The organism is Salmonella sp. 32020114201800008SM, from assembly GCF_017572025.1.
GTDB lineage: Bacteria > Pseudomonadota > Gammaproteobacteria > Enterobacterales > Enterobacteriaceae > Salmonella > Salmonella enterica.
Genome location: NZ_JAGEQM010000003.1, coordinates 243,004 through 263,296, shown reverse-complemented (window position 1 = coordinate 263,296; position 20,293 = coordinate 243,004). Strand labels below are relative to the sequence as shown.

Sequence of the window (20,293 nt, the reverse complement as noted above, 5' to 3'; positions counted from 1 at the left end):
ATTACTTCGCTTTACCCTGATTCGCCACGGCAGCCGCTTTCGCAGCGATTTCGTCAGCGTTGCCCAGATAGTAATGTTTGAGCGGCTTGAAGTTTTCGTCGAACTCATACACCAGCGGCACGCCGGTCGGGATGTTTAACTCAAGGATCTCATCTTCACTCATGTTATCCAGGTATTTCACCAGCGCACGCAATGAGTTACCGTGAGCGGCGATGATCACGCGCTCACCGCTCTTCATACGCGGCAGGATGGTGTCGTTCCAGTAAGGAATAACGCGGTCGATGGTCAGCGCCAGACTTTCGGTCAACGGCAGCTCTTTCTCGCTCAGTTTGGCATAACGTGGATCGTGACCCGGATAACGCTCATCATCTTTGGTCAGTTCCGGCGGCGTCACGGCAAAACCGCGGCGCCACTGTTTAACCTGCTCGTCACCATATTTTTCTGCCGTTTCCGCTTTATTCAGCCCCTGCAACGCGCCATAGTGACGTTCATTGAGTTTCCAGGATTTTTCCACCGGCAGCCACGCCTGATCCAGTTCATCCAGTACGTTCCACAGCGTATGGATAGCGCGTTTCAGTACGGAAGTGTAGGCAAAATCAAAGCTGAAACCTTCTTCTTTTAGCAGTTTACCCGCTGCTTTTGCTTCGCTTACGCCTTTTTCAGACAGGTCAACATCATACCAGCCGGTGAAACGGTTCTCTTTGTTCCATTGACTTTCACCGTGACGTACCAGAACCAGCTTAGTTACAGCCATACTCTCACTCCTATAAATCATATGTAATGATAATAATTCTCATTATATTGCCGCGAGGTGTTGGCGGCAATGCTTACGCATAACCATAGCGAAAATAGTGGCGCAGTGTAAGGTTCTTGTGAACTCAGAGTTGCGATTTTGTCTTTAAGTGGTGGAGGTTTGAGCAGGGCAATGGCGCGTAGGCCCGATAAGCTTGCGTCATCGGGCATGTAGCGGCATATCGTTAGAACGGAATAAACTGATACTCGGTCAGGCTGGCGTACTCCTCGCCAGGGCGAAGGATACAGTCAGGCTGCGGCCATTCAGGATGATTCGGGCTGTCCGGCAGCAGTTCGCTTTCCAGCGCCAGCCCTTGCCAGTCGGCATAAGGTTCCGGCCCGCGGGAAGGTGTACCCGCCAGATAATTGCCGGAATAAAACTGTAACGCCGGGGCGGTGGTGTAAACCATCATTTGTAGCTTTCCATCCTGTGACCACAGACGGGCCGCCGGCTTTTTGCCATCACCCTGCGTCTGTAGCAGGAAAGCATGATCGTAGCCTTTAACCTTGCGCTGATCGTCATCGGCGAGAAACTCGCTGGCAATGACTTTTGGCATCCGGAAGTCAAACGAGGTATTGGCTACCGATTTTAGCCCCTGGCGTGGAATACCGGATTCATCTACCGGCAGATACTCATCCGCCAGAATTTGCAGCTTATGTTGGCGCACGTCGGTCCGATCGCCGTCCAGATTAAAATAGACGTGGTTGGTCAAATTCACCGGACAGGGCTTATCGACCGTCGCCCGGTAGGTGATGGAGATTCTATTGTCATCGGTCAGACGATATTGCGCCGTGGCGCAAAGATGGCCAGGAAAGCCCTGGTCGCCGTCATCAGAGGTGAGCGCGAATAATACCTGGCGATCGTTCTGGTTCACAATTTGCCAGCGGCGCTTGTCAAAGCCTTCCGGTCCGCCGTGTAGCTGGTTCTCGCCCTGGCTTGGGCTTAACTGTACGGTTTCGCCGGCAAACGTATAACGGCTATTGGCGATACGGTTCGCGTAACGGCCAATAGAGGCGCCGAGGAATGACGTCTGTTCAGGGTAGTGTTCCGGGCTGGCGCAGCCCAGCAATGCTTCCCGAACGCTGCCGTCAGACAGCGGAATACGGGCGGAAAGAAGAGTGGCTCCCCAGTCCATCAGCGTTACCACCATCCCTGCGCTGTTGCGCAGGGTTAGCAGGCGGTACGGTTGACCATCGGGGGCCAGTGCGGGCGTTTCATTTAGCACTGTCCTGCTCCTTGTGACGGTTTGCATACATAAAAGGTTTCTTTGATTCCGGTTTTCGCTTCGTACTGTTGCGCAACGGCCTGCCGAACAGCGGGAACCAGATCTTCCGGGATCAGCGCGACAACACACCCGCCAAAGCCGCCGCCGGTCATGCGCACGCCGCCTTGATCGCCGATGGTCGCTTTGACGATGTCTACCAGCGTGTCTATCTGCGGGACGGTAATTTCGAAATCATCGCGCATTGAGGCATGGGACTCCGCCATCAGTTGGCCCATACGTTGCAAATCACCTTTCTCCAGCGCGCTTGCCGCTTCAACGGTGCGCGCATTTTCGCTCAATACATGGCGAACGCGTTTTGCGACTACCGGGTCCAGTTCGCTGGCAACGGCATTGAACGCCTCAAGGCTGACATCGCGCAGGGCCGGCTGCTGGAAGAAACGGGCGCCGGTTTCGCACTGTTCACGACGGGTATTATACTCGCTGCCTACCAGCGTGCGCTTAAAGTTACTGTTGATGATCACCACGGCGACACCTTTCGGCATGGAAACCGCTTTGGCGCCGAGCGTACGGCAATCAATCAGCAACGCATGATCTTTTTTGCCGAGCGCAGAGATGAGCTGATCCATAATGCCGCAGTTACAGCCGACAAACTGGTTCTCGGCCTCTTGTCCGTTGAGCGCAATTTGCGCGCCGTCCAGCGGCAGGTGATAAAGCTGCTGGAAGACGGTGCCCACCGCCACTTCCAGCGAGGCGGAGGAGCTTAACCCGGCGCCCTGCGGCACATTGCCGCTGATGACCATATCCACGCCGCCAAACGCGTTGTTACGCTGTTGCAGGTGTTTCACTACGCCGCGCACATAGTTAGACCACTGCTGGCTATCGTGGGTCACGATCGGCGCATCCAGTGAAAATTCGTCCACCTGATTGTCGTAATCGGCGGCAATCACCCGTACGGTACGATCGTCGCGCGGCGCACAGCTAATTACGGTCTGGTAATCGATAGCGCAGGGCAGAACAAAACCATCATTGTAATCAGTGTGCTCGCCGATCAGATTGACGCGGCCTGGCGCCTGAATCGTGTGGGTGGCAGGGTAGCCGAAAATTTCAGCAAACAGCGCGCGCGTTTTCTCTTTCAGATTCATTTTTATACTCCGGATTCGCGAAAATGGATGTCGCTGACCGCGCGCAGGCGTTCAGCCGCTTGTTCTGCGGTTAAATCACGCTGGGTTTCCGCCAGCATTTCATAGCCGACCATAAATTTACGGACGGTCGCAGAGCGCAGCAGCGGCGGGTAAAAGTGTGCGTGCAACTGCCAGTGTGCGTTTTCTTCACCGTTAAACGGCGCGCCGTGCCAGCCCATTGAGTAGGGGAAGGAACACTGAAACAGGTTGTCATAACGACTGGTCAGCTTTTTCAACGCCAGCGCCAGAGAGTCGCGCTGCTCGTCGCTTAAATCGGTAATGCGCAGGACATGCGTTTTGGGTAACAGTAGCGTTTCGAACGGCCACGCCGCCCAGTAAGGCACCACCGCCAGCCAGTGTTCGGTTTCGACCACGGTGCGGCTGCCGTCCGCCAGTTCTCGCTGGACATAATCCACCAGCATTGGCGAACGCTGTTCGGCGAAATAGGCTTTTTGTAAACGATCTTCGCGTTCGGCCTCATTCGGCAGGAAGCTGTTGGCCCAGACCTGCCCATGCGGATGCGGGTTCGAACAGCCCATCGCCGCGCCTTTATTTTCAAAGACCTGCACCCACGGATAGGTTTTGCCTAACTCGGCGGTCTGCGTTTGCCAGGTTCTGACGATTTCCGTCAGCGCGGGCAGGCTCAACTCCGGCAGCGTTTTACTGTGATCGGGAGAAAAGCAGATCACGCGGCTGGTGCCGCGCGCGCTCTGACAGCGCATCAGCGGATCGTGGCTGTCCGGCGCATCCGGCGTGTCGGCCATCAGCGCCGCGAAATCGTTAGTAAAGACGTAAGTCCCTTTGTAATCGGGATTTTTATCGCCGGTGACACGCGTATTGCCCGCACACAAGAAGCAGTCCGGATCGTGGGCCGGCAGCATTTGCTGAGACGGCGTTTCCTGCGCCCCCTGCCAGGGGCGTTTTGCGCGATGCGGCGAAACCAGAACCCACTGGCCGGTAAGCGGGTTATAACGGCGATGCGGATGATCGATGGGATTAAATGGGGTCATAACAACGTCCTTAATCTGGGTATCCCTGCGGATGGCGTGACTGCCAGTGCCAGGTGTCCTGCGCCATTTCGTCAAGCGTGCGGGTGACGCGCCAGTTCAGCTCGCGATCGGCTTTGCTGGCATCCGCCCAATACGCCGGGAGATCGCCGTCGCGGCGCGGCGCGAAGTGGTAATTAATGGGTTTACCGCAGGCTTTACTAAAGGCGTTGACCACATCCAGGACGCTACTGCCGACACCCGCGCCGAGGTTATAAATATGTACGCCGGATTTGTCCGCCAGTTTTTCCATCGCCACGACGTGCCCGTCGGCTAAGTCCATAACGTGAATGTAATCGCGTACGCCGGTGCCATCCTCGGTCGGGTAATCGTTGCCGAAAACGGCGAGCGATTCGCGACGACCCACGGCGACCTGGGCGATATAGGGCATCAGGTTATTCGGAATACCTTGCGGATCTTCTCCCATGTCGCCCGACGGGTGCGCGCCGACCGGGTTGAAATAACGCAGCAGCGCAATACTCCACTCCGGTTGGGCTTTTTGCAGATCGGTGAGGATCTGTTCTACCATCAATTTACTTTTGCCGTAGGGGCTTTGCGGCGTGCCGGTAGGAAAACTTTCGACGTAAGGGATCTTGGGCTGATCGCCATAAACGGTGGCAGAGGAGCTAAAAATAAGGTTTTTAACGTTGGCCGCACGCATGGCGCTGACCAACCGCAGCGTACCGTTGACGTTGTTGTCATAGTACTCTAGCGGCCTGGCGACCGATTCGCCGACGGCTTTCAGGCCGGCAAAGTGAATCACGGTATCAATCGCGTGATCGTGCAGAATTTCGGTTATAAGCGCTTCGTTGCGAATATCGCCTTCGACAAAGGTCGGGTGCTTACCGCCCAAACGTTCAATCACGGGCAGCACGCTGCGCTTGCTGTTGCAGAGGTTATCGAGGATGACGACGTCATGACCATTTTGCAGCAATTGTACGCAGGTATGACTTCCAATGTAACCGCTACCACCTGTAACCAATACTCTCATAATTCGCTCCGTTAAGCCTATGGTATGGAATAACCATAGCATAACAAAGATGCGAAAAGTGTGACATGTAATAAATTAGTGGAATCGTTTACACGCTGGTGATTTTACGCATTTATATCAATTAAATGATTACAAATCATCTGGCTTGAGAATGCTTCTGCTTTTTATCCGAAAAAAAGGCGCGTTACGCGCCTGGGAATGAAACGGACGGGGCAGGAGCTGTCAGTCTTTTTTACGCGAGAGTAGCTTCCTGGCGAGCGCCCCGACAGCGACGACGCCGATGGCGGTCACTTTCCAGAATTTAAGTAACGCGATACCGAGCATAGCAAGCAGCCCTACTTTCTTGGCCGCGATACCGCCAATCAGCGCGGCGAGCCCATACTCCGCTATTTTGTCCGTTGATTCGTTGAAGTCAGCGTAGCGTTGTCCAGCGTTGAACTTGACGGAACTGAGAATTCTTTTCGCCAGAGGGATTTCATGGTCAACAGAACCTCTGTCAGTCACCAGATTTAAAGAAAAATAGCCTTCACGTCCCAGCAGATAGGTGTTGTAGTTCACGCCTTGTTCATTCAGTGGTTCGTTGGTGCCGATATCATGGATGGCGGCGGACCAGATCAGACGATGATTGGTTGCATCGTAGGTAGGCTTCTCGATCCAGCCAATAATTTCTATCGGCTCAATGCCTTTTGCAATACGATCTTTATTCGCTTCTTTTGTGCCTTTGCGCAGGTTATCCATTAATTCATCGGCATCCCAGTTTTTTGCATCGTCATCTTTTACATAACCAGAATCATCATATTCGATAGAAATAAATCCATTCATTTCCTTTTTAAATACGAGACCGTAAAAATATTCATCGTCAACATAGTTACCAATTTCACGCATAAATACCGCCGCTTCTTTTGCGGGTATCCAGGTAAATCCTTCCGGCAGATTAAGCGTGGCTTTATCACCTAAACTAATCTTTGTCGGACCCGCAACGGCGGCGCGACTCATGCCTTCAACAGCGACCTCAACGGCGGTTTTACGCGCTTCCTGCGCAGCGGTCGGCTTTTGCTCAGCATAACTGCTGGGGCAAAATAAAATAGCTGCCAGTAAAAATAGTATTATTTGTGGAAAACGAAAAGCCATAATGAATCCCTTATATTCACATACGACATCATTGTCGAAAATTTCAGGATTATTATGACAATGAGGCGGTCAGCGATTCAAGAGATAGTAAGCTTATCGACCGTTATTATTATTCTTAATAAAAGGAGAGTGGTTCCAGAATGGCGCGCGGCGCCATTCTGATAATACATTTAATTATTGCATCGTCCGGAAACGTACTTATAACGTTCGCCATCTGGTACAAATTCCAGCCGGTGGGTAATACAGGCAGGCGCATCCTCTGCATGATGGGAAACGAACAGCAGTTGGGTCTCTCCCTGGCGAATTAATACATCTACAAAACGGCGTACCAGTTGGCGGTTCAGCGGGTCCAACCCTTGCAGCGGCTCATCCAGAATCAACACTGTCGGATGTTTAACCAGCGCGCGCACGATCAGCGCCAGCCGCTGCTGTCCCCAGGAGAGACTGTGGAAGGGGGCATCCGCCGTACGCTTATCGATTCCCAGAATATCCAGCCACTGTTGCGCCAGTTTTCGTTGCCTGTCTGAAACGGCCTGGTAAATGCCGATAGAATCGAAATAGCCGGAGAGAATGACATTGCGCACCGTGGTACTGACGCGGTAATCCAGATGTAAACTGCTGCTGACGTAGCCGATATGTTTTTTGATATCCCAGATTGTTTCGCCGCTTCCTCGCCGCCGCCCGAACAGCGTGAGATCGTTGCTGTAGCCTTGCGGATGATCGCCAGTAATAAGGCTAAGCAGCGTAGACTTACCCGCCCCGTTAGGACCGACGATCTGCCAGTGTTCGCCTGGATTGACTCGCCAGCTTAGGTGGTGGAGGATAGGGCGATCGTTATACGAGACTACGCCATCGTTAAGTACGATCCGTGGTTCGCCATCGGGTAACGCATGGCGGGCGGAAGGTTCGTCCGGTTCGGGTAATTGTACGTCGGTCAGACGCTCGCTGTGCGCGAGTTGAGCGACCAACGCCCGTTGCAGCAACTCTGTCGTCGTTCCGGTCTCCGCCAGCGTACAGTCGGCAAGCACGCCGGCAAACTGCACGAAGTCCGGGATTTCATCAAAACGGTTGAGTACCAGCGCCAGGGTCATACCCGCCTGGTTCAACGCCGTCAGGCGTTGCGCCAGTTGTTGACGGGCGGTCACGTCAAGCCCGTCGAACGGTTCATCAAGGATTAATAACCCCGGCTCAGACATCAGCGCCTGACACAACAGCGCTTTTCGCGTCTCGCCGGTAGAAAGGTATTTAAAACGCCTGTCGAGTAAAGCGGAAATGCCGAACTGCTGCGCCAGCATCGCACAGCGGGCAGGATGGTGAACTTCATCCTGAATAATTTCCGCGGTAGTGCGCCCGGTATCGTCTTCGCCAGGACTGAGCATATCGGTGTTATTACGTTGCCACTCATCGCTGACCAGCTTTTGCAATTGTTCAAAGGACAGACGAGTAATGCGGGTAAACCGACACTGGCGCTCGCCTGTTAATAACGGCAGTTCACCCGCCAGCGCGCGGGCGAGCGCCGACTTTCCGCTCCCGTTAGCCCCAACGAATGCCCAGCTATCGCCCGCATTGAGCGTCAGCGAATCCAGATGAAGTGTTTTTGTATCGCTCAGACGAAACGTGCCTTGCGAAATTTGCAACGATGACATTTTGCATCCCATTTTTTGCAGCGATGAATGACAGGGATACGTCTTTCGGCAACGGATGTCAATGTGCTTAGCACAACGTTGCAATAATCACTCTGTCCGCATTAAACCAGGCAATCACGTCATCGCCTTCCTTTAACGTGGCGGCATCTGAAGTCGGTATCGTGGCGCACAGCGTCTGGCCGTCCGGCAGCGCCATCAACACTTCACACTGTTCCGCGCCGCGCTCGATATGGCTGATCGTTCCCGACAACTGATTGTCAGCGGCGCGCGCAACGGCTGCATCCCGGGTAATGCCAACCCACGGCGCTTTTAGCAGGATCAGCACTTCTTTTCCCTCCTCCAGGTCGAGACGCTCGCCGCTTTGCGCCGTCAGCGCGACTTTGAGCCGCGTTTTGCCGTCGGCCAGCAGCACGTCGACATGCTGTTGCACCTGATCGCGATCGCGGGCGGTAATGGTGCCGAACCACTGATTTCGGGCGCTGGTTTGCAGTGAAAAGCGGGAGATAGCGGCCAGCAGACTGTCAAGCGGCAGGGCGTCATCGTCGCTTAACACATCGAACGCTTTTTGCTGAATTTGGCCCAGCAAATCGTAAAGCTGGATCAGACGCTGACCATAGCGGGTTAATACCGCGCCGCCGCCGCCTTTGCCGCCCGTTGCGCGTTCAACCAGCATATGTTCGCTAAGCTGGTTCATGTCGTTTATCGCATCCCAGGCGCTCTTATAGCTGATTCCCGCGTCTTTCGCGCCCTGACTAATAGAGCCGGAAAGCGCAATGTGTTTCAGCAGAGAGATACGTCGGGGATCGGCAAAAAGCTTTTGCTGAAGTTTCAGGGTAAGAAGGATTTCGGCCTGCATAACCAGCTCCTGGTAAAAAGACTATTGTGACTGAAAAGCGCGTCAGCGCAAAGCCGACCGCACAAAAGGGGAGTGCTTTTCTGTGTGATGCGGTTAAAATACAAAAAGGACTATATCTGGAGTTGCCCATGTTAGAGTTATTAAAAAGTCTGGTATTCGCCGTCATCATGGTACCGGTAGTGATGGCCATCATCCTCGGTCTGATTTACGGTCTGGGTGAGGTGTTCAACATTTTTTCCGGTATCGGTCAGAAAGACCAGTCCAGACAGAACCGCTGATTTCCCCAAACGCCCGCTCAGTCGGGCGTTTTTGTTACTCAAGATCCTGCTTTTCCTGCCGATATTTTCTGTGTTTAATCGTTAATGGGTATGAATAACCGCTGGGAAACCCCTGAGATTATCGTTATATTGTCGTTTACATAACGAAACGCACAAGGAGTTACAGATGGCGCATTCCTGGTTACGCCTGGTCGCAGGGGCAACATTATCTTTCGTCATCGCCGGTCATGCGCTGGCGGATGAAGGCAAGATCACCGTATTTGCCGCCGCGTCGCTAACGAACGCGATGCAAGACATTGCGGCAGAATATAGAAAAGAGAAAAATGTGGATGTGGTCTCCTCATTCGCCTCCTCTTCAACGCTGGCGCGCCAGATAGAAGCGGGCGCGCCGGCGGATCTCTTCATCTCTGCTGATCAGAAATGGATGGATTACGCAGCCGATAAAAAAGCGGTGGATACCACGACGCGCGAAACATTGCTTGGCAATAGCCTGGTGGTGGTAGCGCCGAAAGCCAGCGAGCAGAAACCGTTTACCATCGACAACAAAACGGACTGGATTCGTCTGCTGAACGGCGGACGTCTGGCAGTGGGCGATCCGCAACACGTACCGGCGGGAATTTATGCCAAAGAAGCGCTGCAAAAGTTGGGCGCATGGCAAACGCTTGAACCGAAACTGGCGCCGGGCGAGGATGTGCGCGGCGCGTTGGCGCTGGTCGAACGTAACGAAGCGCCTTTGGGCATTGTATACGGTTCTGATGCGGTCGCCAGCAAGGGGGTCAACGTGGTGGCGACGTTCCCGGAAGATTCACATAAAAAAGTGGAATACCCCATCGCTATCGTGGAGGGGCATAAAAATGCGGCCGTCAGCGCGTTCTATGATTACCTGAAAGGACCGCAGGCCTCGGCAATCTTTAAACGTTATGGATTTACGACGAAGTAATGATACTGACCGATCCAGAATGGCAGGCTGTCCTTCTTAGCCTGAAAGTGTCTTCCCTGGCCGTGCTGTTTAGCCTGCCGTTTGGGATCTTTTTTGCCTGGTTACTGGTACGATGCCGGTTTCCGGGCAAAGCCTTACTTGATAGCGTCCTGCATCTGCCGCTGGTGCTGCCGCCGGTGGTGGTCGGCTATCTGCTGCTGGTGTCGATGGGGCGACGCGGGTTTATTGGCCAGTGGCTGTATGACTGGTTCGGTCTCACGTTTGCCTTTAGCTGGCGCGGCGCCGTGCTGGCGGCGGCGGTGATGTCCTTCCCGCTGATGGTGCGGGCCATTCGGCTGGCGCTGGAGGGGGTGGATATCAAGCTTGAACAGGCCGCCAGAACGCTGGGCGCCGGGCGCTGGCGCGTTTTTCTGACTATCACCTTACCGCTTACCCTGCCGGGCATTATTGTCGGTACGGTGCTGGCGTTTGCCCGTTCGCTTGGCGAATTTGGCGCGACCATTACCTTTGTTTCTAATATTCCGGGCGAAACCCGCACCATACCTTCCGCCATGTATACCTTGATCCAGACGCCGGGCGGGGAGAGCGCGGCGGCGAGGCTGTGCGTGATTTCGATTGTATTAGCGCTGATTTCGCTGTTGATTTCTGAATGGCTGGCGCGGATTAGCCGTGAACGGACGGGGCGCTAACCATGCTGGAGCTTAATTTTTCCCAGACGCTGGGAACGCACTGTTTAACCCTCAACGAAACGCTGCCAGCCAGTGGGATCACGGCTATCTTTGGCGTCTCCGGCGCGGGAAAAACCTCGCTGATTAATGCCATCAGCGGTTTGACTCGCCCGCAAAAAGGACGCATCGCGCTGAATGGCCGGGTGTTGCATGACGCGGAGAACGGTATCTGTTTAACGCCGGAAAAGCGCCGCATCGGTTATGTTTTCCAGGATGCGCGCCTGTTCCCCCATTACAAAGTACGCGGCAATTTGCGCTACGGCATGGCGAAAAGCATGACCGGCCAGTTTGATAAGCTGGTGTCGCTGCTGGGAATTGAAGCGTTGCTTGATCGCCTGCCGGGGAGCCTGTCCGGCGGAGAAAAACAGCGCGTAGCGATAGGCCGGGCATTGCTCACCGCCCCGGAGTTGCTGCTGTTGGACGAACCGTTGGCCTCGCTGGATATCCCGCGTAAACGCGAATTACTGCCGTACCTGCAACGGCTGGCGCGGGAAATCAATATTCCCATGCTGTATGTCAGCCATTCTCTCGATGAAATTCTCCACCTGGCGGATAAAGTCATGGTGCTGGAGGATGGACAGGTTAAAGCGTTTGGCCCGCTGGAAGAAGTCTGGGGAAGCAGCGTTATGCACCCTTGGCTGCCGAAAGAGCAACAGAGCAGTATTCTGAAAGTCAGCGTGCTGGAGCATCACCCGCATTATGCCATGACCGCCCTGGCGCTTGGCGACCAGCACCTGTGGGTAAATAAACTCAATCAGCCGCTGCAATCCACACTGCGTATTCGTATACAGGCGTCGGATGTCTCGCTGGTACTACAGCCGCCGCAGCAGACCAGTATCCGCAACGTATTGCGGGCAAAAGTGGCGAATTGTTATGACGATAACGGGCAGGTGGAAGTCCAGCTTGAGATAGGCGGCAGAACGCTGTGGGCGCGAATAAGCCCGTGGGCCAGGGATGAGCTGAATATCAAGCCTGGCCTGTGGCTTTACGCGCAGGTGAAAAGCGTTTCTATCACCGCCTGACTATAGCAGGTGGGTGTAAATAAATTTGGCGATGCTATCGGTAGTGTTATCGCCGATCACAACGTCAGCGCGCGCTTTCACCGCCTCATCGGCGTTGCCCATCGCAACGCCGGTGCCTGCCGCCTCCAGCATACTGATGTCGTTGTAGTTATCGCCGAAAGCGATCACATTTTTCATTGACCCTCCCTGCGCTTCTATCCACTGGGTAAGGCGCTTGCCTTTACTGTTGCCTTTGCGCGCGATATCCACCTGATCGTGCCATGACCATTCGCACTCCAGGCCAAGCGCCTGTTCAACATGCTGACCGAACCGCTGTAGTCTGGGAATATCTTCATCGGTAAGCGCAAACTTCCACACGGCATTCACGTCGCGCGCCGCCTGCGCTAACGAAGAGACCTGTGTAAAGGTCGGACGTTGTTCCGGCGGCAAGGTCTGCGCCCACCGGGAGGTACGCACGACGTGGCCGGTTGGGTGTTCGTAAAGCATAGCGTCATCAACATACATCAGGCCGTGAATCTGATGCTCATCCAGTAAATCAATCAACTGCAACGCCTTATCCACGGGCATAGGATCGGCATCCAGGACAGTTTTAGCTTGATAATCATACAAATAGGTGCCGTTGCAGCAAATAGCAGGTGTTTCCAGCGCCAGCGCCTGATAAAAAGGATGAATAGCAACGTGATGGCGACCAGTGACAATGATAAGTTGAAAGCCCGCCTCTTTGGCGCGTGATAGCGCGTCAAGCGAGGAGGGGAGTAAGGTTTTATGCGGGGTTAATAACGTTCCGTCTAAATCGAGGGCAATCACGCGTGCAGTCATAATTTTTTCCAGATTAAGAGTAATAATTCCGTCTGTCGGCATGGTACACCGGGACGGTAAGCAGACAAAATTCTGCGTCTGAATTCAGCATTCGCCGTCAAAAGCGACTACGTTAAGCTGTGTCCTGTTATTGCAGCTACATGCCATATGCAAAGGAGTATTCATGAAACAAACAGTCTATACCGCCAGCCCTGAGAGTCAGCAAATTCACGTCTGGAGCCTGAACCACGAAGGGACGCTGACGCTGGTGCAGGTCGTGGATGTGCCCGGTCAGGTTCAGCCGATGGTGGTCAGTCCGGATAAACGCTACCTCTATGTCGGCGTGCGCCCGGAGTTTCGTGTCCTGGCGTATCGTATTGCGCCGGATGATGGCGCGCTGACGTTTGCCGCCGAATCCGCCCTGCCGGGTAGCCCGACCCATATTTCTACCGATCATCATGGTCGTTTTGTCTTTGTCGGATCGTATAACGCCGGTAATGTCAGCGTGACGCGCTTACAGGATGGCCTGCCGGTTGAGCTGGTGGATGTGGTGGAGGGGCTGGACGGCTGCCACTCGGCAAATATTACGCCGGATAACCGTACCCTGTGGGTGCCTGCGCTAAAACAGGATCGCATTTGTCTGTTTACGCTAAGCGATGACGGCCATCTGGTGGCCCAGGAGCCGGCGGAAGTAAATACAGTTGAAGGGGCAGGCCCGCGTCATATGGTCTTCCACCCGAATCGACAATATGCGTATTGCGTCAATGAACTGAACAGTTCGGTGGATGTCTGGCAGCTTAAAAATCCGCATGGCGAGATAGAGTGCGTACAAACCCTGGATATGATGCCCGCCGATTTTTCCGATACCCGTTGGGCGGCGGATATTCATATTACGCCGGATGGACGGTATCTGTATGCCTGTGACCGCACCGCCAGTCTGATTACCGTCTTTAGTGTCTCCGAAGATGGCAGCGTACTGAGCGTTGAAGGCTTCCAGCCGACGGAAGCCCAACCGCGCGGCTTTAATATCGACAATAGCGGAAAATACCTGATTGCTGCGGGTCAAAAATCACATCATATCGCGGTCTATGAAATTACGGGCACTCAGGGGTTGCTGACGGAAAAAGGCCGTTATGCCGTCGGCCAGGGGCCAATGTGGGTTGTGGTGAACGCGTACTAAAGCGCTGTGTGCCGGATGGAGGCGGGCTGGAACTCATCAAGGCGGGATGCCTGATTAATTTCAATAAACATTGCTTGCAGTAAAACCACGGGCCGCCACATCTGCTGCGGCGGCCCGTTTATAAGCCTGAACCGGAACGGTGATTACTGCTTAGGTTCCGCCACTACTTTACTGCCTACACCGCGGTTGTTGTATTCCCACATGCGGTTGTAGTTAGTGTCGTTCAGATTACGCTGCACCTCGTCTTTGTCATCCACGGTTCCCGTATTTCCAGCAAACGGACGTTTCGAGATGACCGCGTCGGCCCACGGTTTGGCAACGTTGAAGCCCTCGTTAATCACGCTGTCGCGGATCACGACCTGACCGTTGGTGTTGGCGTCGACATCCAGCGAGCGGCCAAGCTGCGCAACGCCATCGCCGGAGGCGTTAAAGCGGCTGTTGATCGCCAAAAAGCCATAGTAAATATTGGACAGCGTCGCCGGGGCGAAGACGTAGGCTTCCTGCTGTGTGCGGGAGTTGACGACCTGGAAGTTGGTGTTATCGAACACCACGGCGCCGCGTCCGGAAACCATATCCACATCGCCTTCAATATAGCTGTTCGTCACCAGCGTACGCGGCTGGCGATCGGTTTGCAGACGGTTCTGCACGCCGCTGTTGGTCACAAAGAAGGTGTTCTGGCGGCCAAGGATATTGACCTTGTTAATCTGGACTTTGTCGCCATCGGTACGCAACGCCACCGCCGGATGGTTTCCGGCATCGACGCTGTCGCCTAGCGTGTTCTCGATGGTCAGATTTTGTAGCTGCAGACCGTTATTCTGCGACCAGAACGCGGCAGAACACATCACACCGATCGTCGCGGCGTGTTTGCTTTGGCAGTTATCGAACATATACCAGGCGGGTTTACCAGGCATATATTTCCCGCCGGGATTCACCGCGCGGCGCCAGTCAGCGACGCTCATTTCACCATCAATCGCCATCCCAATTTTCACATCGATCGGTTTTTCACCGGTCCCGTACAGGGTCAGACTTCCCGGCGCGGCGGGAACATACACGGTCCCCTGATAGTCGCCCGGCATAATAGCAATGTACTGGCGTTTGTTCGTGCGTTTAACCATTGCCGCATCGACCGCGGCCTGAATCGAGGTGTGCGTAACGCCTGGCGTACCTGCCGGCCCCACCACAAAGTCAGGCTGTGCGGGCAGGGTAATCGGCGACGGCGACCACGGGGCGGTATTTGGCGTCAGGGAGGCAAAATAGCGCGCCGCAACGAAGTTTTTCGCTTCATTTGCCGACAGAATTGGGCGCGAGGCGGTGCCAGGCGCGGTTTGATCGGAAGGGATCTGATCGGGTGGCGTAGAGCTACAGGCGCTCAGCGTCACGCCAAAAGCCAGTGCCAGCGCCAGACGGGAAACCGATAATGTATTCACAGGTTGCTCCGGGCTTGAAAAAGTTAAATGACATCCATTGAAGCCTGCTTTTTTATACTAAGTTGAACGAAACGGGAAGGCGAAAAGGTAAAAAGTTCCTTTTCAGGCTGGAAACACCTGTAGCATCAGATAGTTTTATCACAATTAAGCAACAACTTTCGCGCTTTGAGTTGACAATCCGGAGCAGAAAGAAAATAAATGTCTATACAACCCATGACAGGCAAGAGAGCGACAGGAATGCGGCAACTTTTACCGGGCGATACTGTCTGGCGAAACATCAGGCTGGCGACAATGGACCCGCAGCAGCAAGCCCTGTACGGGCTGGTGGATAATCAGGCGCTGATTGTGCGCGAAGGGCATATTTGCGATATCGTGCCAGAGACGCAGCTTCCTGTCAGCGGGGACAATATCCATGATATGCAGGGACGACTGGTAACCCCGGGACTTATCGATTGCCACACGCATCTGGTGTTTGCCGGTAACCGCGCCGCAGAGTGGGAACAGCGGCTTAACGGCGCGTCATACCAGCATATTAGCGCTCAGGGCGGCGGCATTAACGCGACGGTATCAGCAACCCGCGCCTGTGCGGAGGAGACGCTCTACCTGCTGGCGCGCGAACGCATGATGCGCCTTGCCAGCGAAGGCGTTACGCTGCTGGAGATTAAATCCGGCTATGGTCTGGAGCTGGCGACAGAAGAAAAGCTGTTGCGCGTCGCTGCAAAACTTGCCGCCGAAAACGCTATCGACATTAGCCCCACGCTATTGGCCGCTCATGCTACGCCAGCGGAGTATCGTGACGACCCGGACGGCTACATCACTCTGGTCTGCGAGACGATGATTCCGCAGCTCTGGCAAAAAGGGTTATTTGATGCGGTAGACCTCTTTTGCGAGAGCGTCGGCTTTAATGTGGCGCAGAGTGAGCGCGTATTGCAGACGGCGAAGGCGTTAGGTATTCCCGTTAAAGGCCATGTTGAGCAGCTTTCGCTGTTGGGCGGCGCGCAGTTGGTGAGCCGTTATCAGGGCTTATCGGCGGATCATATCGAATATCTTGATGAAGTGGGCGTCGCGGCGATGCGTGACGGCGGTACTGTCGGCGTATTATTGCCCGGCGCGTTTTATTTTCTGCGCGAGACGCAGCGCCCGCCGGTAGAACTGCTGCGCCGCTATCAGGTGCCTGTCGCCGTCGCCAGCGATTTCAATCCCGGCACCAGCCCGTTTTGCAGTTTGCATCTGGCGATGAATATGGCCTGCGTACAGTTTGGTCTGACGCCGGAAGAGGCATGGGCGGGCGTTACGCGCCATGCCGCTCGCGCGCTGGGAAGACAGGCGACGCATGGGCAGATCAGGGCCGGCTACCGGGCGGATTTTGTGGTGTGGGATGCTGAACAGCCGGTAGAGATAGTGTATGAGCCGGGGCGTAACCCTTTATATCAGCGGGTATACAGAGGACAAATCTCATGACGCAATGGTATCCGGCTTCTCCGGCGCTCTGGCAGGGGCGCGATGACAGTATAGAAGCGCCGGATGCGCGGCGTCTGTTTCAGACCGTCACGCGCAGCGAGACCTTTTCCCCCGAAAACTGGCAGCAAAAGATCGCGTTAATGGGATTTGCCTGCGACGAGGGGGTAAAACGCAATGCAGGGCGTCCCGGCGCGGCAGGCGCCCCGGACGCGTTGCGTAAAGCGCTGGCGAATATGGCCAGCCACCAGGGACATGAACGGCTGGTGGATTTAGGCAATTGGGTTGCGCCGACGCCCGATCTGGAAGGCGCGCAGCAGGCCTTGCGCGATGCGGTAAGCCGCTGTCTGCGGGCCGGGATGCGCACGCTGGTACTGGGCGGCGGGCATGAAACCGCGTTTGGACACGGCGCGGGGGTGCTGGACGCGTTTGCGCAGGAAAGCGTAGGGATCATTAATCTTGATGCGCATCTGGATCTCCGTCAGACCGACCGGGCAACATCCGGGACGCCGTTTCGTCAACTGGCGCAGCTATGCGACGCGCAGAGCCGCGCGTTTCATTATGCCTGTTTCGGCGTGAGCCGTGCGGCGAATACGCAGGCGTTGTGGCGGGAAGCGCAGTGGCGGAATGTTACCGTGGTGGAGGATCTGGACTGCCATGACGCGCTGGCGCAGATGGCGCAGTTTATCGACAAGGTGGATAAAATTTATCTGACTATCGATCTCGACGTATTGCCTGTCTGGGAAATGCCGGCCGTCTCCGCTCCCGCAGCGCTGGGCGTGCCGCTGATACAGGTTCTGCGTTTAATTGAGCCGGTTTGCCGCAGCGGAAAATTACAGGCGGCGGATCTGGTTGAGTTTAATCCACGCTTTGATGAAGATGGCGCAGCGGCGCGCGTGGCGGCGCGGCTTGGCTGGCAAATCGCGCACTGGTGGCGTTAATCTGTCATCCGGAAAACATTATCCGCATAAGGAAGGCTTCACGCATGTATTCATCCCGCTCCCGTTCTGCGCCTGCGCCTTTTTACGAAACGGTGAAACAGGACATCTGTAAAAAAATAGCCGGCGGCGTCTGGCAGCCGCACGATCGCATTCCGTCGGAAGCTGAACTGGTCGCTCAGTATGGCTTTAGCCGAATGACCATCAACCGGGCGCTGCGTGAGCTGACGGATGAAGGGTGGCTGGTACGTTTACAGGGCGTGGGGACGTTTGTCGCCGAACCGAAAGGCCAGTCCGCGCTGTTTGAAGTCCGCAGTATCGCCGAGGAGATAGCCGCCCGCCGTCATCAGCATCGTTGTGAGGTGCTCACGCTGGAGCGTGTGCGGGCAAACGCCATCCAGGCCAGCGCTCTCAACGTCAATGAGAGCGATGTCATTTTCCATTCCATCATGGTGCATTATGAAAACGATCTGCCGGTACAAATTGAAGATCGCTGCGTGAATGCGGATATTGCCGTGGATTACCTGACGCAGGATTACCGTCAGACCACGCCGCACGCTTATTTGTCGCGGATCGCGCCGCTAACGGAAGGGGAACATATTGTGGAGGCGGTGCGCGCCACGGCGCAAGAGTGCGCGTGGTTAACTATCAAAGAGCATGAGCCTTGTCTGCTCATTCGTCGTACAACCTGGTCCGCGTCGCGGATTGTTTCTCACGCCCGTTTACTTTTCCCCGGGTCGCGCTACCGGCTACAGGGACGATTTATCTCCTGAGCGGGCCGCTGCCGGAAAACGTGATTGCTGACACAATATAACAAAATTGTATCATTTTTGTTAATTCTATTCTTGTGCTTACTTGTATAGACAAGTATATGTCTGATTCTTATCTGTGGGTCTGCGGCGGTGCCTGATAGTGGCGTTTTAGCGTTATTTGGCGATAGCAGACCGATAATAATGAGGAGTCATTGCTATGCCTGAAAGCAAGTATCGTCAGCAGACTATCCGCGCGCCCCGAGGCACGGTATTAACGGCGAAAAGCTGGCTGACAGAAGCCCCGCTGCGGATGTTAATGAATAATCTCGATCCTGACGTGGCGGAAAATCCGCATGAGCTGGTGGTCTACGGCGGGATTGGTCGCGCCGCGCGCAACTGGGAATGCTATGACGCTATTGTTGATGCGCTCACCCGGCTGGAGGCGGACGAAACGTTGCTTATTCAGTCTGGCAAACCGGTCGGCGTATTTAAAACGCACGACAACGCGCCGCGGGTATTAATCGCCAACTCCAACCTGGTTCCCCACTGGGCGACATGGGAACACTTTAACGAACTGGATGCGAAAGGGCTGGCGATGTACGGTCAAATGACGGCCGGAAGCTGGATCTATATCGGCAGCCAGGGAATCGTGCAGGGAACATACGAAACCTTTGTCGAGGCGGGGCGTCAGCACTATAACGGCACGCTGGCGGGACGCTGGGTGCTGACTGCCGGGCTGGGCGGCATGGGCGGCGCGCAACCGCTAGCCGCGACGCTGGCCGGAGCGTGTTCGCTGACGATTGAATGCCAGCAAAGCCGTATCGATTTTCGTCTGCGTACTCGCTACGTGGATGAGCAGGCCGCCACGCTGGATGACGCGCTGGCCCGCATTACTCGCTACACCCGCGAGGGGAAAGCCGTGTCCGTCGCCCTGTGCGCGAATGCGGCGGATATCCTGCCGGAACTGGTTAATCGCGGCGTGCGCCCGGACCTGGTGACCGATCAGACCAGCGCCCACGATCCGCTACATGGCTATTTACCCTCCGGCTGGCGCTGGGAGGAGTATCAGAAAAACGCGCAATCCGATCCCCACGGGACGATGCAGGCAGCGAAACGTTCCATGGCGGCACATGTTCGGGCGATGCTGGCGTTCAGTCAAATGGGCGTGCCGACCTTTGACTATGGCAACAATATTCGTCAGATGGCGAAAGAGATGGGGGTGGAAAACGCCTTTGATTTTCCGGGATTTGTGCCAGCCTATATTCGTCCGCTGTTCTGCCGTGGCATCGGGCCGTTTCGCTGGGTGGCGCTGTCCGGCGATCCGCAGGATATCTATAAAACCGATGCCAAAGTCAAAGAGATAGTGGCTGAGGATAAACATCTGCATCACTGGCTGGATATGGCGCGCGAGCGCATTCATTTTCAGGGGTTACCGGCGCGTATCTGCTGGGTAGGCCTGGAGTGGCGGCAAAAACTGGGGCTGGCGTTCAACGAAATGGTGCGTTGCGGCGAGGTATCCGCGCCCATTGTGATTGGCCGCGATCACCTGGATTCCGGCTCTGTCGCCAGCCCTAACCGTGAAACCGAAGCGATGCGCGACGGTTCCGACGCGGTTTCCGACTGGCCGCTGTTAAATGCGTTGCTGAATACCGCCAGCGGGGCGACATGGGTATCGCTCCATCATGGCGGCGGGGTGGGAATGGGGTTTTCGCAACACGCCGGTATGGTGATTGTCTGTGATGGCACTGACGAGGCCGCCGCGCGTATTCGCCGCGTGTTACACAACGATCCGGCGACGGGCGTCATGCGCCATGCCGATGCCGGATATGATCTCGCGGTGGAATGCGCTGTTGAGCAAGGTCTGAATTTACCGATGGTTGCGGCGACGCAGGGGAAAGGCTGA

The 20,293-nt window shown here is 55.3% G+C and carries 19 protein-coding genes; 9 read left to right on the top strand and 10 right to left on the bottom strand.

From position 1 onward, the window contains the following. Nucleotide 1 precedes the first annotated feature (1 nt). From gpmA to modE, 8 genes are all read right to left on the bottom strand, one after another. On the bottom strand, nucleotides 2-754 hold the full coding sequence (gene gpmA, locus J4613_RS10570; RefSeq protein WP_000301556.1) for a 2,3-diphosphoglycerate-dependent phosphoglycerate mutase: 753 nt from the start codon (nucleotides 752-754) through the stop codon (nucleotides 2-4). A gap of 223 nt (nucleotides 755-977) precedes the next feature. After that, on the bottom strand, nucleotides 978-2,018 hold the full coding sequence (galM, locus tag J4613_RS10565) for a galactose-1-epimerase (RefSeq protein WP_000931428.1): 1,041 nt from the start codon (nucleotides 2,016-2,018) through the stop codon (nucleotides 978-980). Beyond that, nucleotides 2,012-3,160, bottom strand: a complete 1,149-nt coding sequence (gene galK, locus J4613_RS10560; RefSeq protein WP_001049365.1) for a galactokinase — start codon at nucleotides 3,158-3,160, stop codon at nucleotides 2,012-2,014. The genes galM and galK overlap by 7 nt, the downstream gene beginning before the upstream one ends. A gap of 2 nt (nucleotides 3,161-3,162) precedes the next feature. Beyond that, on the bottom strand, nucleotides 3,163-4,209 hold the full coding sequence (gene galT / locus J4613_RS10555; RefSeq protein WP_000187473.1) for a galactose-1-phosphate uridylyltransferase: 1,047 nt from the start codon (nucleotides 4,207-4,209) through the stop codon (nucleotides 3,163-3,165). A 10-nt stretch (nucleotides 4,210-4,219) separates the two neighbouring features. Further along, nucleotides 4,220-5,236 carry a UDP-glucose 4-epimerase GalE gene (gene galE / locus J4613_RS10550; RefSeq protein ID WP_001265465.1) on the bottom strand — a complete coding sequence of 339 codons (1,017 nt, stop codon included), beginning with the start codon at nucleotides 5,234-5,236 and terminating at the stop codon, nucleotides 4,220-4,222. 222 nt (nucleotides 5,237-5,458) lie between these two features. After that, nucleotides 5,459-6,367 (bottom strand): DUF2167 domain-containing protein, encoded by a 909-nt coding sequence (locus J4613_RS10545; protein WP_000885512.1) that lies wholly within the window; start codon nucleotides 6,365-6,367, stop codon nucleotides 5,459-5,461. Nucleotides 6,368-6,537: 170 nt separating this feature from the next. Beyond that, complete coding sequence (gene modF / locus J4613_RS10540) at nucleotides 6,538-8,013, bottom strand: molybdate ABC transporter ATP-binding protein ModF (RefSeq protein ID WP_079943157.1); 1,476 nt, start codon at nucleotides 8,011-8,013, stop codon at nucleotides 6,538-6,540. A gap of 67 nt (nucleotides 8,014-8,080) precedes the next feature. Continuing rightward, nucleotides 8,081-8,869, bottom strand: a complete 789-nt coding sequence (gene modE, locus J4613_RS10535) for a molybdenum-dependent transcriptional regulator (RefSeq protein ID WP_111742402.1) — start codon at nucleotides 8,867-8,869, stop codon at nucleotides 8,081-8,083. Between the two features lie 128 nt (nucleotides 8,870-8,997). Here modE and J4613_RS10530 point away from each other — a divergent pair, with 128 nt between their 5' ends. The 4 genes from J4613_RS10530 to modC all read left to right on the top strand — a co-directional run bounded on the left by J4613_RS10530 (nucleotide 8,998) and on the right by modC (nucleotide 11,837). After that, the gene (locus tag J4613_RS10530; RefSeq protein ID WP_000891513.1) at nucleotides 8,998-9,147 is read left to right on the top strand and encodes an AcrZ family multidrug efflux pump-associated protein; all 150 of its coding nucleotides are present in this window, start codon (nucleotides 8,998-9,000) and stop codon (nucleotides 9,145-9,147) included. Nucleotides 9,148-9,313: 166 nt separating this feature from the next. Then, nucleotides 9,314-10,087: a molybdate ABC transporter substrate-binding protein gene (gene modA / locus J4613_RS10525; protein ID WP_000951420.1), complete on the top strand. Its 774-nt coding sequence runs from the start codon at nucleotides 9,314-9,316 to the stop codon at nucleotides 10,085-10,087. Further along, entirely contained in the window at nucleotides 10,087-10,776 is a 690-nt protein-coding gene (gene modB / locus J4613_RS10520) for a molybdate ABC transporter permease subunit (RefSeq protein WP_000604026.1), read from the top strand. Before modA ends, modB begins: the two co-directional genes overlap by 1 nt. Before the next feature lie 2 nt (nucleotides 10,777-10,778). Beyond that, entirely contained in the window at nucleotides 10,779-11,837 is a 1,059-nt protein-coding gene (modC, locus tag J4613_RS10515) for a molybdenum ABC transporter ATP-binding protein ModC (protein ID WP_000891710.1), read from the top strand. Here the strand turns inward: modC and J4613_RS10510 are convergent, their stop codons facing one another. After that, complete coding sequence (locus J4613_RS10510) at nucleotides 11,838-12,656, bottom strand: pyridoxal phosphatase (RefSeq protein ID WP_001748281.1); 819 nt, start codon at nucleotides 12,654-12,656, stop codon at nucleotides 11,838-11,840. It lies immediately after the preceding gene. 163 nt (nucleotides 12,657-12,819) lie between these two features. Here J4613_RS10510 and pgl point away from each other — a divergent pair, with 163 nt between their 5' ends. Continuing rightward, nucleotides 12,820-13,815, top strand: coding sequence for a 6-phosphogluconolactonase (pgl, locus tag J4613_RS10505; protein WP_020839469.1), 996 nt, complete (start codon nucleotides 12,820-12,822; stop codon nucleotides 13,813-13,815). A gap of 143 nt (nucleotides 13,816-13,958) precedes the next feature. Here the strand turns inward: pgl and J4613_RS10500 are convergent, their stop codons facing one another. Then, a complete protein-coding gene (locus tag J4613_RS10500) occupies nucleotides 13,959-15,242 on the bottom strand; it encodes a putative acyl-CoA thioester hydrolase (protein ID WP_001094776.1) in 1,284 nt (427 codons plus the stop codon). 237 nt (nucleotides 15,243-15,479) lie between these two features. Here J4613_RS10500 and hutI point away from each other — a divergent pair, with 237 nt between their 5' ends. The 4 genes from hutI to hutU all read left to right on the top strand — a co-directional run bounded on the left by hutI (nucleotide 15,480) and on the right by hutU (nucleotide 20,293). Next, complete coding sequence (gene hutI, locus J4613_RS10495; protein WP_001249473.1) at nucleotides 15,480-16,703, top strand: imidazolonepropionase; 1,224 nt, start codon at nucleotides 15,480-15,482, stop codon at nucleotides 16,701-16,703. After that, nucleotides 16,700-17,641: a formimidoylglutamase gene (gene hutG / locus J4613_RS10490; RefSeq protein WP_000195682.1), complete on the top strand. Its 942-nt coding sequence runs from the start codon at nucleotides 16,700-16,702 to the stop codon at nucleotides 17,639-17,641. Before hutI ends, hutG begins: the two co-directional genes overlap by 4 nt. 44 nt (nucleotides 17,642-17,685) lie before the next feature. Next, entirely contained in the window at nucleotides 17,686-18,411 is a 726-nt protein-coding gene (locus tag J4613_RS10485) for a histidine utilization repressor (protein ID WP_000287413.1), read from the top strand. Nucleotides 18,412-18,607: 196 nt separating this feature from the next. Continuing rightward, nucleotides 18,608-20,293: a urocanate hydratase gene (gene hutU / locus J4613_RS10480; RefSeq protein WP_001115217.1), complete on the top strand. Its 1,686-nt coding sequence runs from the start codon at nucleotides 18,608-18,610 to the stop codon at nucleotides 20,291-20,293.

Excerpts from the sequence above, each read along its gene's own strand:
- J4613_RS10485 (WP_000287413.1), top strand. The coding sequence starts at position 17,686 with ATGTATTCATCCCGCTCCCGTTCTGCGCCTGCGCCTTTTTACGAAACG.
- hutI (WP_001249473.1), top strand. The coding sequence starts at position 15,480 with ATGCGGCAACTTTTACCGGGCGATACTGTCTGGCGAAACATCAGGCTG.
- galK (WP_001049365.1), bottom strand. The coding sequence starts at position 3,160 with ATGAATCTGAAAGAGAAAACGCGCGCGCTGTTTGCTGAAATTTTCGGC.
- hutU (WP_001115217.1), top strand. The coding sequence starts at position 18,608 with ATGCCTGAAAGCAAGTATCGTCAGCAGACTATCCGCGCGCCCCGAGGC.
- modE (WP_111742402.1), bottom strand. The coding sequence starts at position 8,869 with ATGCAGGCCGAAATCCTTCTTACCCTGAAACTTCAGCAAAAGCTTTTT.
- modF (WP_079943157.1), bottom strand. The coding sequence starts at position 8,013 with ATGTCATCGTTGCAAATTTCGCAAGGCACGTTTCGTCTGAGCGATACA.
- modA (WP_000951420.1), top strand. The coding sequence starts at position 9,314 with ATGGCGCATTCCTGGTTACGCCTGGTCGCAGGGGCAACATTATCTTTC.
- J4613_RS10530 (WP_000891513.1), top strand. The coding sequence starts at position 8,998 with ATGTTAGAGTTATTAAAAAGTCTGGTATTCGCCGTCATCATGGTACCG.
- gpmA (WP_000301556.1), bottom strand. The coding sequence starts at position 754 with ATGGCTGTAACTAAGCTGGTTCTGGTACGTCACGGTGAAAGTCAATGG.
- pgl (WP_020839469.1), top strand. The coding sequence starts at position 12,820 with ATGAAACAAACAGTCTATACCGCCAGCCCTGAGAGTCAGCAAATTCAC.
- modB (WP_000604026.1), top strand. The coding sequence starts at position 10,087 with ATGATACTGACCGATCCAGAATGGCAGGCTGTCCTTCTTAGCCTGAAA.
- hutG (WP_000195682.1), top strand. The coding sequence starts at position 16,700 with ATGACGCAATGGTATCCGGCTTCTCCGGCGCTCTGGCAGGGGCGCGAT.
- galT (WP_000187473.1), bottom strand. The coding sequence starts at position 4,209 with ATGACCCCATTTAATCCCATCGATCATCCGCATCGCCGTTATAACCCG.
- galE (WP_001265465.1), bottom strand. The coding sequence starts at position 5,236 with ATGAGAGTATTGGTTACAGGTGGTAGCGGTTACATTGGAAGTCATACC.
- J4613_RS10545 (WP_000885512.1), bottom strand. The coding sequence starts at position 6,367 with ATGGCTTTTCGTTTTCCACAAATAATACTATTTTTACTGGCAGCTATT.
- J4613_RS10510 (WP_001748281.1), bottom strand. The coding sequence starts at position 12,656 with ATGACTGCACGCGTGATTGCCCTCGATTTAGACGGAACGTTATTAACC.
- modC (WP_000891710.1), top strand. The coding sequence starts at position 10,779 with ATGCTGGAGCTTAATTTTTCCCAGACGCTGGGAACGCACTGTTTAACC.